Below are 15,145 nucleotides of genomic sequence, written 5' to 3' on the forward strand. Positions count from 1 at the left end.
AGCCTGCCAATGCAAATAACAAGGAATGAATAATTGAATTAAGCAAATTTTATTCTGTATGGTTTTATTTTTTTAGATATTGTTGTAACTTACGGCGCTTAATGCAAATTAATTAGATATCATTATGGCTAGATATAATTTACTTCTTCCGGCAATGGGTGAAAGTGTGTCTGAAGCAACGATCATAAATTGGATGAAGCAACCTGGAGACATGGTAAATATCGATGATACCATTGTTGAGATTGCGACAGATAAAGTAGATTCCGAAGTACCCTCGCCGGTAGCAGGGAAATTAATTGAGCAGCGTTTTCGGCCGGATCAAGTGGTTCAGGTTGGGGATGTCCTGGCGATTTTGGAAATAGAAGGAGATGAAGATGTGTTGGCGGTGGACGAGCAGCTCGTAAGTGGGACCTCTGAAGAAGAAATTTCATCTATTGATCCTGAGATTCCGGGAATACAGCAATTGGCCGTAGATACACCGATAGAGGGAGATGCTTCAATAGGAGATGCCGCTCGCTTTTATTCACCCCTGGTCCGTAATATTGCACAAGAGGAAGGTATATCACCTGCAGAGCTTGAAGGCATTCAGGGAACTGGTTTGGATGGTCGCGTTACTAAGCAAGATTTGTTAGATTATCTCGCTAAAAGAGGTGGTCAAAACGAACAGGTAAAGCAGGACAATCCTAATCAATCAGTTGAAGATACAGTATCGACAACCGTGAGTGTTTCCGGCAAGGATGAGATCATTGAAATGGATCGGATGAGGCGCCTGATCGCCGAACACATGGTTCATAGTGTGCAAACAGCTCCCCATGTATGTTCATTTGTGGAGGCTGATGTCACAAATTTGGTGAATTGGAGAAATAAAGTCAAAGATAGTTTTCAAAAGCGGGAAAATGAAAAACTGACTTTTACCCCCCTTTTTATTGAGGCGGTGGTAAAAGCAATCAAAGATTTTCCAATGATTAATATTTCGGTAAAGGGTACTCAAATTATTAAGAAGCATGATATTAACATTGGTATGGCCGCGGCTTTACCAAATGGTAATCTCATTGTACCGGTTATTAAGCATGCAAAAGATTTAAGTTTGGTAGGAATCACCAAGTCGGTCAATGACTTGGCATCTCGTGCCAGGAGTAATAAATTAAAACCGGACGATACACAAGGAGGGACCTTTACTCTCACGAATATAGGTTCTTTTGGAAACGTGATGGGAACCCCCATTATCAATCAACCGCAGGTGGCAATTTTAGCAGTGGGAACGATTACAAAAAAACCAGCGGTTATTGAAACGGAATTTGGCGATGTAATTGGCATTCGACACATGATGTTTCTATCCTTGTCTTATGACCACCGTGTAGTAGACGGTGCGTTGGGTGGCATGTTTGTTCGGCGAATAGCGGACTATTTGGAAAAATGGGATATGAATAGAACGGTTTGATTCTTCGTTTGTTAATCGTTGTTGCTTGTTCGTTCTGGCCGGAACAACTGGTAACCATAAGGGGTAATCAATAACGAATAACCAGTGACGATCAACTAAATAAGGCATTAGATTTTTCTAATATTTTATTCATTCCAGCAAAATTTTAATAGCTTTGATAATTGATTGGTGCAAACAGACGTAAATTTTATTATGTTTGTTTTGTTGAAATAGAAACTATGATGTTAAGTTCAATTTTATTATTTCTCAATATAGGTGGGTCTGAAATGATGCTGATTCTATTGGTCGCGTTATTTCTATTTGGCGGTAGGAAACTTCCCGAATTGGCTCGAGGTTTAGGTCGGGGGATTCGAGAGTTTAAAGATGCATCCGAATCCATCAAAAAAGACATTAATGACCAGATTAATAATTTCGGAAAAGACCTGGATGTTTCCGATACGGATAATCAGCAAGAGACTTCCCGGACAAAAGCACCAACTGAGCAGGTAGATGATTACAGCGATGGCGGACATCGACAACCGGAGTATTATGGTAGTCAAGCCAATTATTATGGTGGTGCCACCACCGATCAGAATCCATCCGGAAATTATAGTCCCATCGCTTCTCCTTCTGAAGACACTTCAGCAAAACCAGAAGAGGACGAAAATAAAAATAAAGATCAACAAGCATAGGAGCCCTCATTCAGGGCTCTTCCTTTATCCTCCTTTCTTTCCACGTTACTTGCTTCTTAACGTAAAATACCTCAATTTCGCAGCAATAAAAAAACGCCTAATAATGGCAAGGTAAAAAATATTGATATTATGCGCACACACGAACAGCGTATTGCCGCAGATCTGTCCTTAAATGATCGACAGGTGCGGACTACCATTCAACTTTTAGATGAAGGAGCTACTGTTCCGTTTATTTCACGTTACCGAAAAGAATTAACAGGTAGTTTGGACGAAGTACAGGTAGCAGCCATAAGAGATCGTATCGGGCAGCTACGTGATCTTGATAAACGACGAGAAGCAATTATCAAATCACTGACGGAGTTAGGTAAATTAAACCCGGAGCTGCAAAGCAAGCTAGAAGAAGCCGAGACGATGGCGGTGCTGGAAGATATTTATTTACCCTATAAACCAAAAAGAAAAACAAGGGCATCAGCTGCTAGAGAAAAAGGCCTCGAACCGCTAGCTGGTTGGTTGTTCCAGCAAGAACAAGGCGATTTGGAAGATTTTGCACATACTTTTGTCAACGAAGAGAAGGGTGTAAATAACTTAGAAGAAGCTTTAGCTGGTGCGCGTGATATATTGGCCGAGACGATTGCTGAACATGCGGAAACGAGAGCCCAGATGCGTGATTTTTTCATGGAGAATGGTTCTTTTGCATCCAGTGTAGTACCTGGTAAGGAAGAAGAGGCTATTAAATATAAAGATTATTATGATTGGGCAGAATCGCTGAAAACGGCACCTTCGCATCGTATACTAGCGATGCGCCGAGGAGAAAAGGAGCAAATGCTCTATTTGGATGTAAAGGTACCGGATGATGAGGCAATGACGCTTATCGATAATCGTTTCGTTAAGAATGCGACACCCGCTGCTTTGCAAGTCCGCTTGGCAATTCAGGATAGCTTTAAACGTTTATTAAAACCGTCTATGGAAACGGAGGTCCGTTTAATTACACGAAAACGAGCCGATGAGGAAGCGATCCGCGTATTCGCAGAAAACGCTCGTCAATTATTACTCGCGGCTCCAATGGGAAGTAAACGTACCTTGGCCGTTGATCCCGGTTTTCGGACAGGTTGTAAGGTCGTCTGCTTAGATGAACAGGGGAAATTACTGACCAATACCACGGTTTATCCGCATAATGGCCTTGCAAAGGAAGCGGAGGCGGCTCAGCAGATCCAATCACTTGTAAAGCAGTATCAAATTGAAGCCATTGCGATCGGTAATGGTACCGCTGGCCGAGAGACAGAAGATTTTATTCGAAAATTGCAAATACCGGGAGTGGTCATTGTTATGGTCAATGAAAGTGGAGCATCTATTTACTCTGCTTCAGAGGTAGCGCGAGAGGAATTCCCTGATTACGATATTACGGTTAGAGGGGCCGTCTCCATTGGTCGTAGACTCATGGATCCCTTGGCAGAGTTGGTAAAGATCGATCCCAAATCAATCGGTGTTGGACAATACCAACATGACGTGGATCAAAGTAAATTGCAGGAGTCGCTCGCCGATACCGTTATAAGTTGTGTAAATGCAGTTGGCGTGGAACTGAACACCGCATCCAAACAAATCTTAGCTTATGTCTCCGGGTTAGGCCCGGCTTTGGCCCAAAGTATTGTTGAATACCGAAATCAGCATGGTGCCTTTAAAAGAAGGGCGGACCTAAAGAAGGTACCCCGATTAGGTGAAAAAGCCTTTGAACAGGCAGCTGGATTTTTACGTATCAGAGGTGCAGAAAATCCTTTGGACGCAAGTGCTGTTCACCCGGAGCGTTATGCATTAGTGGAAGAGATGGCCAAGGATTTGGGACATGAGGTAAATAGTTTATTAAAGGACGACAAGCTACGGAAAAGTATTTCGCTCGCGAAATATGTATCGGACGAAGTCGGATTGCCAACCTTAAATGATATTCTAGCGGAGCTCTCCAAACCTGGTTTAGACCCGCGGGAGAAGTTCGAAGCCTTTTCTTTCACTGAGGGAGTTCATACCGTAAACGATCTAAAGGTAGGGATGAAGTTACCCGGAATCGTTACCAACATCACTAACTTTGGCGCTTTTGTTGACATTGGTGTGCACCAGGATGGCTTGGTACACTTAAGTCAAATGGCTAATCGCTTTATCAAAGATCCGAATGAGGTGGTAAAAGTACATCAGCAGGTGGAAGTGACTGTTGTAGAGGTGGATACGAACAGGGGGCGGATTTCGTTAAGCATGAAAACGGAAGAAAGAGCTCCACAAGCTAAGAGACACGATCGAAAGGATACTCGAGCTGGAAAACGCCAATCGCCGGAAACGGACATGGCGGCTAAATTGGCTGCCTTGAAAAGTAGATTTTCTTAATGGATATGATGCAATAAGCCCTCTTGGTGGAGGTATATGCCATGCAAGTATATTGTATATATCTCCACCTATACACGGTGAATCCCGAACATAAAAATAAACAATCGCGCGGAAAAGTAAATTTACGGAAGTTTAAAAAAACCATTACTTTCGTGTTAAATGAATATACAAAGTGGTGGTTTTTTTAAAAACTATAGCAGTATCCTGCTGTTACTGCTGGGGATCATATTGGGAAGCCTTGTCGGTCTCTTTGCCCCGAGCTTTGTCGTTCACCTAAAGCCAATCGGTGATATTTTTCTTAACCTACTTTTTACCGCCGTTATTCCACTCATTTTTTTTGCGATTGCTTCGGCAGTCGCGAGTATTGATCAAAGTCAGAAACTCGGGCGTATTTTATCAACCATGATGCTTGTCTTTTTAATGACGATTGTCATCGCCGCTATTTTTACTATTTTTTGTGTCTGGCTATTTCCACTAAGTGATCAAGTAATTGATGCAAGCCAAACCGATATGGCTGTCAACAAGGGAGATCAACAAAGCTGGAGAGAACGTGCCGTTTCTTTTGTAACGGTTAGTGAGTTCAACCAATTGCTGTCACGCGAGCATATGCTTGCTTTTATTATCTTTTCTTTTCTGGTGGGCATCTCTGCCTTGCGATCCGGAGAGGCCGGTGAATCCTTCCGCCGATTCTTGTCCTCCGGGAATGAAGTAATGAAGAACCTACTGGTATATGTGATGAAATTGGCACCGGTAGGTTTAGGAGCCTATTTTGCATTCCAGGTAGGCACAGTTGGGCCGCAATTGTTCGGTATTTATGCAAAGCCCATGGCAGTTTACTATGGTGGTGGACTGGTTTATTTTTTCGTGTTTTTTAGCCTTTATGCGTTTATGGGCGATGGGCGTAGAGGCGTTCGCCTTTTCTGGCGAAATAATATCCTGCCATCACTCACGGCAATCAGTACCTGCAGTAGTATTGCGGTTATTCCACCCAATCTTGAAGCGGCTAAACGGATTGGCATACAGGAATCCGTCGCAAATGTGGTGATACCTTTGGGCGCATCATTGCATAAAAATGGTTCTTCCATGTCTTCTATTATCAAAATTGCAGTTGCTTTTGCACTCATCGGTAAGCCTTTTATGGAACCTGGAACTTTATTGTTAGCAGTTGGCCTGACAATATTGGTTAGTATTGTTGCCGGTGGTATTCCAAATGGTGGCTATATTGGAGAGATGCTGATGATTTCTGCTTATGGTCTTCCAATAGAAGCCGTGCCTGCTGTCATGATTATTGGTACTTTAGTTGATCCGATGGCAACCCTGCTCAACGCTACGGGTGATACGGTAGCGGCGATGATCGTTAATCGATGGGTAAAACGCTAACGCTAACTACCTGTTTTTGTCCGATGGAATTTAGTTTTTTTGTGCATACAACGTTCATTTTGTTCATTTTCAGCTTTTCCGTTGTTTAGGGGGGCTAAATTTCTAATTTTGTCTCAAACCTAAATAATCGGAAGATGGAATTCCCGGAAAAGGTACTTCATTATATATGGAGGTATCGATTGTATAAGCACGTTAACCTGATCACAAAAAAAGGTAAATCATTGGTCGTCCTTTCACCTGGTATATTGAATAACAATGCGGGACCGGATTTCGAATATTGTCGATTGAGGATTGGTGAAACGGAGTGGGCGGGGGCCGTAGAATTACACCTAAAATCGTCTGATTGGTATACGCATCAACACCAGAGAGACGAAGCTTATAATAATGTTATTTTGCATGTTGTATACGAGCACGATGGTGAAATACAACTTTCGGACGGTACGGTTCCCGAAACCTTGGAGTTGAAGCCGCTCATAAGTGGCAATCTATTAACCAAATATAATGTACTCATGCAGAGCAAAGCTTGGGTTCCCTGTCAACCCTATTTGCCGGACATAGACTATTTTGTAATAGAACAGTGGTTGGCCCGCTTATTGACCGAACGTTTGCAGGAGAAATCCAATGATTTAAGCAGGCTTTTAACCGATAAGAAAGCGGACTGGGAGGAGGTGACTTATATTTTATTAGCACGTAATTTTGGTTTTAAGGTGAACGCAATACCTTTTGAGCTTTTAGCGAAGAATACGCCTTATAAGCTTATTAGCAAAAATCGATCGCAACCAAAGCTGATTGAAGCTCTTCTGTTTGGTCAGGCAGGCTTACTGGAAAGAGAATCTTTTAATGATGCATACCCTAATCGTTTAAAACAGGATTATCTCCATTTGCAAGATCGCTATCAATTGGTACCTATTCCGGCTTCTACATGGAAATTTCTTCGTATGCGGCCCGCAAATTTTCCAACGATCCGGTTGGCGCAGTTTGTCGCATGGTGTGCAGGCGGAGAACATTTATTTTCAAAGATCCTTCAATGCAAAAGCGTAGAACAGCTTCGACAGCTTTTCGTGGAATTGCCCGTTCATAACTATTGGACCGAACATTACGTCTTTGACAAAACAACAAAAAAGCATAATTCAACACTTGGTATAAGCTCTATCGATAACATTATTGTGAACACGGTGGTAACAATTTTGGTCGGCTATGGCAAATATGTTGGAAAAGAGATGTATCTTTACCGGGCAATTGATTTATTGGAACAGCTTAGAGGTGAACAGAATCGCATTATAAGTCAATTTAAGCATTTGGGACTTGAAGTCAAATCTGCCGCCGCTTCGCAAGCTTTGTTGCAGTTAAAGCATGCTTATTGCGATCAACATAAGTGTTTGGACTGTGGCATCGGATTACAGGTATTTAAGCAAAATAAGACGTTATGATACAACGCATAATGATTTTTTTTGAACAACGCTCTTTTGGGGTATGTGCATACCTAGGAGAGAAATTAGGGGTTTCTATCTCGAAAATCCGCCTTTTTTTTATTTACTCTTCATTCTTAGCTGTAGGTTTTCCTATTGTCTTTTACCTTTTGGCAGGAGTTGTATTGGATGTACGAAATTTCGTGAAACGAATGCGTCACCGGTTGTGGGATTTTTAAAAGATGCTCTTTCTTTTTGATTCATTCTGTCTCTTCCGCCCTTTTCTTTATTAAAAGAGAACTTTTTCAACTTAATATCTTGGCAATCTCTATATGACCTTTATCGGCAGCCAAATCTGCAGCTGTTTTTCCAAAGTCATTCTTGATATCAACAAGTGCGCCATTCTCCAATAACAAAATAAGCATTTCAATATTTCCGTTTTGAGCCGCAATGTGTAAAGGTGTTGTTCTTGCCGCTTGTAAAACATTGACTTCCGCACCAGCTTCCACCAGCATTTTTGCAATTTCATCAAAACCGGCACTGATAGCGGCATGAAGTGGGTAAACCTGATAACCATTTTGCGACGATAAATTGGGGCCAGCACCCTTTAAAAGTAGGTAACGCACTATTTCTATATTTCCAAAATGTGTTGCCATGCCCAATGCGGTAAATCCATGTTCCGAAAAAGTGTCTAACAAATCAGGAGATTCATCCAACAGTTCACTCACCACTTCCGTTAAACCGGCCGCTGCAGCTTCCCAGATTGTAATTTCTTGAATATGTTGCAGGATGATTTTCACGATCTGATTCTTGTGATAATAGCAAGCCAGTAAGAGGGGTGATATCTCATGGCTGGTCTTTTGTTGGCATAGGGCCGGGTTGGTATGCAGTAAATTATCAATAGCTGCAGCATTTCCTGATTCTATATATTCCTCTAATAGCGTTAAGCTCATCTTGTTCCCCTTAAAATTATTCTTTTTTGCAAACCTAATATAAAAAACATTATTACAAAACTTCAAAAAGCTAAAATTATTTTCGCCAGAACGTAAGTTTTTGTTTGTGATGTAAATATAATGCGTTATTTTTGTACTGCCTTGCTTAAGGCATGTTTTTCATAGGTAGATGTAGGGTCGGATACATGTATCCGGCCCTTTTTAAAACTTACACAGATTTTTACCTTTCATTTCTGTTATGTTTAATCGAAAAGGAATTATGGTTTCGTTCATCGCAAAGTTCATGCTTGTGTACTTTGTGCTGGCTGTTATTCCTTTAGATTTCTATCATCATCATAATCTGTCCCAGCCGCTAAAGCAAAAAAATGCAACATTTAGTGTCAATCATACGGAGCGTTCGGCTAGCCTTTCCTCTTATTGCTTAATCTGTAATCTACATTTCAACAAAAAATATGATACATCGGTATTTAGCTTTAAGATTGCACTTTTAGCGAAATTAATTTACCGATCGTTCGGTCTTATACATTTTTCTCATCAATTATCCATTCGGGATATTACCTCCAGAGGGCCCCCATCATTGGTCTAACAATACAATTTTAAGGAGATACTCTCTATTTTTTTCATAGCGGATGGCTAATATCCATAATCACCATCTCGACCTTAGTGGACGTTCAATAGGCTTAATCGCATATTCAACATTCATTTCATCTTCGCGTTCGATAGGGTATTAAAAGGGTTTTTAGACGTTCTCATTCAATTTTTTATGTATAAGTTCTTTATCACGCTGATCGTGTGTTTAACACTCAGCAATCATAAAAGTTACGCAATAGAAACCATCATCATCAACGGGAAAGTAATAGACGCGCAAAACAAGCAACCTTTGGCGGGAGCTACTATTACCATTCCCGATTTACGGATTTCGGTACTCACAGATCAGGCGGGTACATTCAAATTGCGGAATGTTCCGGCAAGAGGCAGTTTCTTGATAGAAGCCAGGTTTATCGGTTATGAAACGGCAACGCGCGTCATCGATCTTTCCAAAGATAGTAACTGGGAATTTGAATTAAAACCTACATTGATCGAAACACAAGAAGTAATCGTTACAGGAACACTTTCTTCAGGAAGCAATAAAAGAAATAGCACGACGGTTAACATTATCAATAAGGATAAGCTATTGCTGCCTTCAAGCAATATTATCGATGCGATCGCGAAAAGTCCGGGCGTTTCTCAGGTAACCACCGGTCCTTCGATTTCAAAACCGGTTATTAGAGGATTAAGTTATAATCGAGTAGTTACCATTGATAATGGTGTAAAACAGGAGGGACAACAGTGGGGTGACGAACACGGAATAGAGATCGATCAATTCAAAGCAAATCGGGTGGAGGTATTAAAGGGGGCGGCCTCACTGATATATGGCTCGGATGCTTTAGGGGGTGTTATTAATCTTTTAGAACCGATTCCTGTACCGGAAGGAGAAATAAGTGGTGAATTTCTAACCAATTATTCCACCAATAATGGTCTTATCGGCTCGTCTGTTATGTTAACGGGGAACCAGAACGGTATCGTGTGGCGAGGGAGAGGGACTTATAAAAATGCCCATTCGTTTAAAACACCGACTGGTTATTTTCCAAACTCGGGTTTTAATGAGACGGATTTTAGTGGTATGTTTGGTTTGAATAAGTCTTGGGGATATACGCACCTTAATTTTTCTAGTTTCCGGAATAATATAGGCTTTTATGAACCTAGCTTCGATGTGGACGGCAATTATATAGATGAGGAGGGTAGCCTTTTCAGTCGCGATGACTTTAAAAGTAGAACCTTACAATATCCTAAGCAGGATATCCGTCATTACAAAGTGTCGTTGAACAATAACCTATTAATCGGATCGGGTAATTTAAAACTAGATCTAGGTTTTCAGAGAAACCAGCGTCGGGAGCTGGAGGATGGACCTGACCCCTCTCTATATTTTAATTTAGATACTTATACCGGCGATGCACGCTATTATATCGGGCAACAAAATGGCTGGGAACCCGTTTTTGGCCTGAGTACGGAAATAGGACACAGCGAAAATAGGGGAGAAGAATTTTTAATTCCTGCTTATGATACCTACGGTCTGGGGGCTTTTGCCTATGTCAAAAAGAATTGGAACAACAGCACTTTTAATATTGGAGTCCGCTATGATTTCCGAAAAAATGTAGGAAAAGCGTTAGAGCAGGAAGGAGAACAGCTATTTGAAGGCTTTAATAACCGTTTTTCTAACGTGAGTGGAGCTATGGGCTTTACCCACCAATTCACGGAGAGACTTAACTTCAAAGCTAACGCCGGTTCTGCATTTAGAGCACCTAATCCAGCAGAATTGGGATCGAATGGCGAACATGAGGGAACCTTCCGTTACGAAGTTGGAAACGCGGATTTACAACCGGAAAGAAGCTATCAAGTTGATGCAGAATTATCCTATGATGGCGATTTTATAAATGCGAGCGCCACTGTGTACAATAATTATATCCATGATTTTATCTATGCCGCTCATCATGGTGAATTCATTGATGATCTGCCTGTTTATAACTATGGGCAGGTAAATGCAAATCTATATGGTGCGGAAGCAAGTTTGATCTTACATCCCGTTCATTTCATTCATTTTGAGAATACATTCGGGTACACCCATGCGAAGAATACAAGTATGGATAAACCGCTGCCCTTTATCCCTGCCGGGGTGCTGCGTAATGAATTGCGCTACGAACCGGAAATCAAACATTTACAAGAGCCTTTTCTTTCGGTCGGACTCGCCAACTACTTCGCACAAAATCGAGTAGATGAAGAGTTTGAAACACCTACAAGCAGTTATACTTTAGTGAACGCCAGTTTTGGTGCAACCTTTTTTGTTGGAAAGCAAGCGATTAAATGCTATGTGTCAGCTAATAATTTGCTAGACAAGAAATATTATGATGCCTTAAGTCGATATAAACCAGGTCGTCTCGATCAAAATGATTTGAGCCTAGGGGTCTACAATCCAGGTAGAAACATCACATTTGGCGTTTATCTCCCATTTGTAATTAAGCACAGCAATTAACTGTTTGAGCCATTTAAAAGGAGCTCGAGTTTTATTACGAGCTCCTTTTTTGTAAATAGTTAATTAATGATCGTGCCCAACTGCATGTAGCTCAAAAGTCAATTTTAACACATCTTCTCCGACAAATTTGCTTGCATAATCGTCGTGATTCCAATCTGTACGTTCGATTTTAGCTTTCGTCGTATGGTCTGCAAACCTTCTTAAGATGTAAGACACATCGGTATCAGCTCCTTCATTTGCTTCCCCTAAACTGAAATAGGCGAGAATACCGGTTGTCTCGTATTTGCCATCTACCTTGGCTCCATCCCCGTATGTCTGTTCTCGTGGTTGAAAAAGTGCACCATTTTCGGCTTCACCGGTTTCCGGATTTAATTTGAAATCGCCGCCTACAATAAAAGCCTTGTATTGGTCTGCTACCGCTTTATTTGCGAGAAATTCATCTTGTACTTCGTGCCCGTCGCCGTTAAACGCATAAAGTTGTAGACGGTAGATTTTATGCGGGTCTAAATGGATATGTCCATTTTTAGCAATTCCCATTTGATCAAATTCAATGGTGATACTATCCTTTTCACCTTCAATTTCAGCCAAATCATGAAAATGATCCCCATGTGGATGGCCGGTAACTTCGATAAAATCCAGGCGTGTGGATACAATGGCGTTCGGGTCATCCGGCTGAATTGGATCGTCATCTTTACTACAGGCACTGAAAAGAAGTGTAAAAGTCATCAAAGCATACGAAAAGTTTTTTAATTGTTTCATAAAATTATTTTTTGATTTAAAAATTATAAATTAAAGAAATATTAAGTGCATAGAATAGCCCTCCCTTTTAGCAGGGCTATTTTATTTTAATCTGTCTAATGGTAAAGTTGTGCTTAGCTATTCATGGTCATGATCTTCATCCACCGGATGTAATTCAAAACTTTTATTGAAGTCATCCGATCCACCTGCTTCGCGATAGCTTGCACTATTCCAGCTTTGCGCGGAAGCTTGTGATTTATCTAAACCATGGCGTAAAACGAGTTGTAGATCAAAGCCCTCTGACGCCTTGTTAACGGTAAAAACACCTTTAAACCCTACGCGGTTATCAGCATAGGTATAATCCAGTACGTCAGCAGGAGCACCCAGGAAAAACCATTGATGTTCATTATCACCAAATTCGGCAGTTGTATTCTGCCCGTTTTTGAACATGGCAATATCCAATTGATATTGTTCTCCAGCATGTAAGTGTACATGTGAAGGGTAGGGCCTATCACTACCTCTTATAAAACGCACCTGTAAGGTGTCTCCTTCGGCATGAAATTCATCACCGTGGTAATGGCCTTCGGTAAATGTTAGAATTGTGCCATCATACTCCTCCTGATCAATTTCGGGAACCGGGTCGTCTTTTGAACAAGAACTGAAAGAAATGACCGCCAAGCTCAGAGCGGCCATGATAAAATAGTTACGTAATTTGTACATGTTTATAGAAATTAAAAATTAAAAAGTTAAAATGTATAGTTCAGTTTAAGGGTGATATTTCGACCCATATCATGCGCATAGTATCTAAATCGATTCATGTATTCTTTATATTCTTTATTGAGTAAGTTGTTTATACCTATTTGCACATTCACGTCCTGTTGGTTAAAGCGGAAACCAAGGCCTCCCAGTACATTTAATAAGCCGTAAGCAGGAGGTGGCGATGCGAAATCGGTATCAGGTTCATATCGATTTTGTCGAGCAACCCATTGATGCTGCACTTGCAAGAATGTAGTATTGAGATGCTGTTTTTGATAGGATTTTGTCCATCGTAATGCGTTTTCAATCCGATCAGAAGGAATCCAAGGTAAATAACTTTTTTGTCGAACATCTTTTGCTCTCACCAACGAAGCCTTTACCGTGTAGCGAAAGTTTTCAGCCAATTGGTAATTTCCGGCCAGATCAAGTCCCCAGAAAAAGGCATTCGTTTGCTCATATTGGAAGACAGGGAACGCGCCTCTAAGGCTCTCCCAAAACTCGCCGGTAGCCCGTAGATAGGTGTAATTTTTTATATAATGCGCATAAGCATCCAATTCAAGATCAAAGCGTGGTAGTTGAAGCTTTACAGCATTCACCCATTTTAAGCCTTGTTCGCTCTTAAACTGGTCATTCCCAATTTCAATGGCAGCGGTGCCGTGGTGTAACCCATTACTGAAAAGTTCACTCACGGAAGGTGGACGCCAGGCCAGACCAATATTGGATTGCAGATCGATCGTTTTATTGATATGCCAGCTAGCCCCTAATGAGCCTGAAAAGTTATGAAAAGTTCTGGTACCGGCATAGTAAATGGAGTCCAATCGATACCCTGCAGCATCAAAATATTTATAATCATAGCGTATACCGGCTTCTAGTTCATAAGTAGGTTTGATCCATCTTTCGATCATAAACAGTCCGGCATTATAACTATCGTAGTTTGGAATTAAGGGAGTGGCAAATGTGCCCGGGATGTTGTTATTCACTTGCATGGCAAGGTTAAGGCCAAGCAGCGTTCTTAAGCCATTGTCTTTTAGTCGATCATAGGTAATGTCCAGATTTTGCGATGTAAGCGCTAGATCGAGTGAAGGGATGCTGCTACGTCCCCCCCTCCGGATGTCATACTCTTGACGTAGGTTTCGTTGTAGGCCATATTGAATATCCATTTGTGCACCATTTGTGAAATCCTTATGGGCTTTTAACTTTAATAAGTCATGTTTAATCACTTGTCGTGGAGCTTCGATGGTATAAGAAAAAGGGTAAGTAATAAAAGGTTTGCCGTTCTCAATCCGTGATTGCAAGTCTTCAACACTTCCAATATGGGAACCGGTAAAAATACCCAGTTCAGTTTCGAAGTGACTGTAATAAGCCTCGTACTGCGCGAAACTGGTTTTATAACCCAGAGAAGCTGAATAGTTAATTTCCTTGACACCGGTATTGTTGAGATAGTAATTGGCAGATTTGATATCACCTAACCTTTTAAAGCTTCCCTGTGCGCGCCAGCTAAAGCCGGGTAATTTTTTTAGACCACCATTTAACATGGCCGATGTCGTACCACCTCGACCGTTACTTTGTCCGATCACGTCAAATTCGCCATGAATTTCCGAATTTATCGGTAAGGTCGGAGGTTCAATAATAATAACACCTCCGATCGCTTCTGCACCATAACGGACGGACTCGGCCCCCTTGATAACCCGAATATTTTTGGCAATAAAAGGATCAATTTCAGGTGCGTGCTCATTTCCCCATTGCTGACCTTCTTGCCGTATACCGTTATTAAGCATTAGAATACGATTGCTGTGCATCCCATGAATGACAGGTTTAGCAATGGTGGCCCCTGTTTGCAACATGTTTATGCCAGGTATTTCCTTAAGCACTTCGGCCAATACACTACCCTTACTCTCCTTTAATTGCTGTTGGGTGAGTGAATTCACCAGCGCCGTGGTTTTCAGGTTATGCTGATGTCCAACAACTTCGACGTCGTGAAGTACAATGTGGCCGTGCTTCAGATCAACGTTGAGTATTTCATTCTTGGTTAATCGCAGCGTCTTATGGCTTTCTTCAAAACCTAAGCTTTCAAAGCTGAGTACGTAGGTATCCGCACAAAGAGAGGAAAACCTATAGAATCCGTGTCCATCGGTTTTAATCATTTTGTTTCCGGGCATAATACGAATTGTAGCACCGGCTAAGGGTAGCCGTGTGTCGGAATCGATGAGACGTCCGTTAATCATAAAGTTGCAATCATTGTTTTGCGCGTGACCTATATGGATAGATAAAAGCAAAAGCAACAGGGTAAACTGTTTTTTAATAAACATGAATATGAATGGTTTTAGCTTGTTTGGATATTACCAAAAACAAGAGAC

The 15,145-nt window shown here is 41.3% G+C and carries 12 protein-coding genes; 8 read left to right on the top strand and 4 right to left on the bottom strand.

Annotated features, from left to right (window positions below):
• The first annotated feature begins 124 nt into the window (after window positions 1-124).
• The 6 genes from RYH73_RS15860 (at window position 125) to RYH73_RS15885 (ending at window position 7,510) form a co-directional block, all read left to right on the top strand.
• The gene (locus tag RYH73_RS15860; protein ID WP_335314417.1) at window positions 125-1,441 is read left to right on the top strand and encodes a dihydrolipoamide acetyltransferase family protein; all 1,317 of its coding nucleotides are present in this window, start codon (window positions 125-127) and stop codon (window positions 1,439-1,441) included.
• A gap of 218 nt (window positions 1,442-1,659) precedes the next feature.
• Window positions 1,660-2,112, top strand: a complete 453-nt coding sequence (locus tag RYH73_RS15865; protein WP_335314418.1) for a Sec-independent protein translocase subunit TatA/TatB — start codon at window positions 1,660-1,662, stop codon at window positions 2,110-2,112.
• Between the two features lie 129 nt (window positions 2,113-2,241).
• On the top strand, window positions 2,242-4,482 hold the full coding sequence (locus RYH73_RS15870) for a Tex family protein (RefSeq protein ID WP_335314419.1): 2,241 nt from the start codon (window positions 2,242-2,244) through the stop codon (window positions 4,480-4,482).
• 159 nt (window positions 4,483-4,641) lie between these two features.
• Window positions 4,642-5,862, top strand: a complete 1,221-nt coding sequence (locus tag RYH73_RS15875; RefSeq protein WP_335314420.1) for a dicarboxylate/amino acid:cation symporter — start codon at window positions 4,642-4,644, stop codon at window positions 5,860-5,862.
• A gap of 134 nt (window positions 5,863-5,996) precedes the next feature.
• On the top strand, window positions 5,997-7,292 hold the full coding sequence (locus RYH73_RS15880) for a DUF2851 family protein (RefSeq protein WP_335314421.1): 1,296 nt from the start codon (window positions 5,997-5,999) through the stop codon (window positions 7,290-7,292).
• Window positions 7,289-7,510 (top strand): PspC domain-containing protein, encoded by a 222-nt coding sequence (locus RYH73_RS15885; RefSeq protein ID WP_335314422.1) that lies wholly within the window; start codon window positions 7,289-7,291, stop codon window positions 7,508-7,510. The genes RYH73_RS15880 and RYH73_RS15885 overlap by 4 nt, the downstream gene beginning before the upstream one ends.
• A gap of 66 nt (window positions 7,511-7,576) precedes the next feature.
• On the opposite strand, the gene RYH73_RS15890 is transcribed toward RYH73_RS15885, so the two are convergent.
• Window positions 7,577-8,224 carry an ankyrin repeat domain-containing protein gene (locus RYH73_RS15890; protein ID WP_335314423.1) on the bottom strand — a complete coding sequence of 216 codons (648 nt, stop codon included), beginning with the start codon at window positions 8,222-8,224 and terminating at the stop codon, window positions 7,577-7,579.
• Between the two features lie 238 nt (window positions 8,225-8,462).
• Between RYH73_RS15890 and RYH73_RS15895 the strand changes: the two genes are divergently transcribed.
• Together RYH73_RS15895 and RYH73_RS15900 are read left to right on the top strand one after the other, a co-directional pair.
• The gene (locus RYH73_RS15895) at window positions 8,463-8,810 is read left to right on the top strand and encodes a hypothetical protein (RefSeq protein ID WP_335314424.1); all 348 of its coding nucleotides are present in this window, start codon (window positions 8,463-8,465) and stop codon (window positions 8,808-8,810) included.
• A gap of 177 nt (window positions 8,811-8,987) precedes the next feature.
• Window positions 8,988-11,294, top strand: a complete 2,307-nt coding sequence (locus RYH73_RS15900) for a TonB-dependent receptor (RefSeq protein WP_335314425.1) — start codon at window positions 8,988-8,990, stop codon at window positions 11,292-11,294.
• A gap of 63 nt (window positions 11,295-11,357) precedes the next feature.
• On the opposite strand, the gene RYH73_RS15905 is transcribed toward RYH73_RS15900, so the two are convergent.
• The 3 genes from RYH73_RS15905 to RYH73_RS15915 all read right to left on the bottom strand — a co-directional run bounded on the left by RYH73_RS15905 (window position 11,358) and on the right by RYH73_RS15915 (window position 15,097).
• Window positions 11,358-12,053, bottom strand: a complete 696-nt coding sequence (locus RYH73_RS15905; protein WP_335314426.1) for a hypothetical protein — start codon at window positions 12,051-12,053, stop codon at window positions 11,358-11,360.
• A 117-nt stretch (window positions 12,054-12,170) separates the two neighbouring features.
• Window positions 12,171-12,752, bottom strand: coding sequence for a hypothetical protein (locus RYH73_RS15910; protein WP_335314427.1), 582 nt, complete (start codon window positions 12,750-12,752; stop codon window positions 12,171-12,173).
• 26 nt (window positions 12,753-12,778) lie between these two features.
• Complete coding sequence (locus RYH73_RS15915; protein WP_335314428.1) at window positions 12,779-15,097, bottom strand: TonB-dependent receptor; 2,319 nt, start codon at window positions 15,095-15,097, stop codon at window positions 12,779-12,781.
• Window positions 15,098-15,145: the final 48 nt, after the last annotated feature.

It is taken from the genome of Olivibacter sp. CPCC 100613, from assembly GCF_036959255.1.
Classification (GTDB): Bacteria; Bacteroidota; Bacteroidia; order Sphingobacteriales; family Sphingobacteriaceae; genus Olivibacter.

What these genes read in the sequence shown, in the direction of transcription:
- RYH73_RS15860 (WP_335314417.1), top strand. Translation starts at nt 125, where the DNA reads ATGGCTAGATATAATTTACTTCTTCCGGCAATGGGTGAAAGTGTGTCT.
- RYH73_RS15865 (WP_335314418.1), top strand. Translation starts at nt 1,660, where the DNA reads ATGATGTTAAGTTCAATTTTATTATTTCTCAATATAGGTGGGTCTGAA.
- RYH73_RS15870 (WP_335314419.1), top strand. Translation starts at nt 2,242, where the DNA reads ATGCGCACACACGAACAGCGTATTGCCGCAGATCTGTCCTTAAATGAT.
- RYH73_RS15875 (WP_335314420.1), top strand. Translation starts at nt 4,642, where the DNA reads ATGAATATACAAAGTGGTGGTTTTTTTAAAAACTATAGCAGTATCCTG.
- RYH73_RS15880 (WP_335314421.1), top strand. Translation starts at nt 5,997, where the DNA reads ATGGAATTCCCGGAAAAGGTACTTCATTATATATGGAGGTATCGATTG.
- RYH73_RS15885 (WP_335314422.1), top strand. Translation starts at nt 7,289, where the DNA reads ATGATACAACGCATAATGATTTTTTTTGAACAACGCTCTTTTGGGGTA.
- RYH73_RS15890 (WP_335314423.1), bottom strand. Translation starts at nt 8,224, where the DNA reads ATGAGCTTAACGCTATTAGAGGAATATATAGAATCAGGAAATGCTGCA.
- RYH73_RS15895 (WP_335314424.1), top strand. Translation starts at nt 8,463, where the DNA reads ATGTTTAATCGAAAAGGAATTATGGTTTCGTTCATCGCAAAGTTCATG.
- RYH73_RS15900 (WP_335314425.1), top strand. Translation starts at nt 8,988, where the DNA reads ATGTATAAGTTCTTTATCACGCTGATCGTGTGTTTAACACTCAGCAAT.
- RYH73_RS15905 (WP_335314426.1), bottom strand. Translation starts at nt 12,053, where the DNA reads ATGAAACAATTAAAAAACTTTTCGTATGCTTTGATGACTTTTACACTT.
- RYH73_RS15910 (WP_335314427.1), bottom strand. Translation starts at nt 12,752, where the DNA reads ATGTACAAATTACGTAACTATTTTATCATGGCCGCTCTGAGCTTGGCG.
- RYH73_RS15915 (WP_335314428.1), bottom strand. Translation starts at nt 15,097, where the DNA reads ATGTTTATTAAAAAACAGTTTACCCTGTTGCTTTTGCTTTTATCTATC.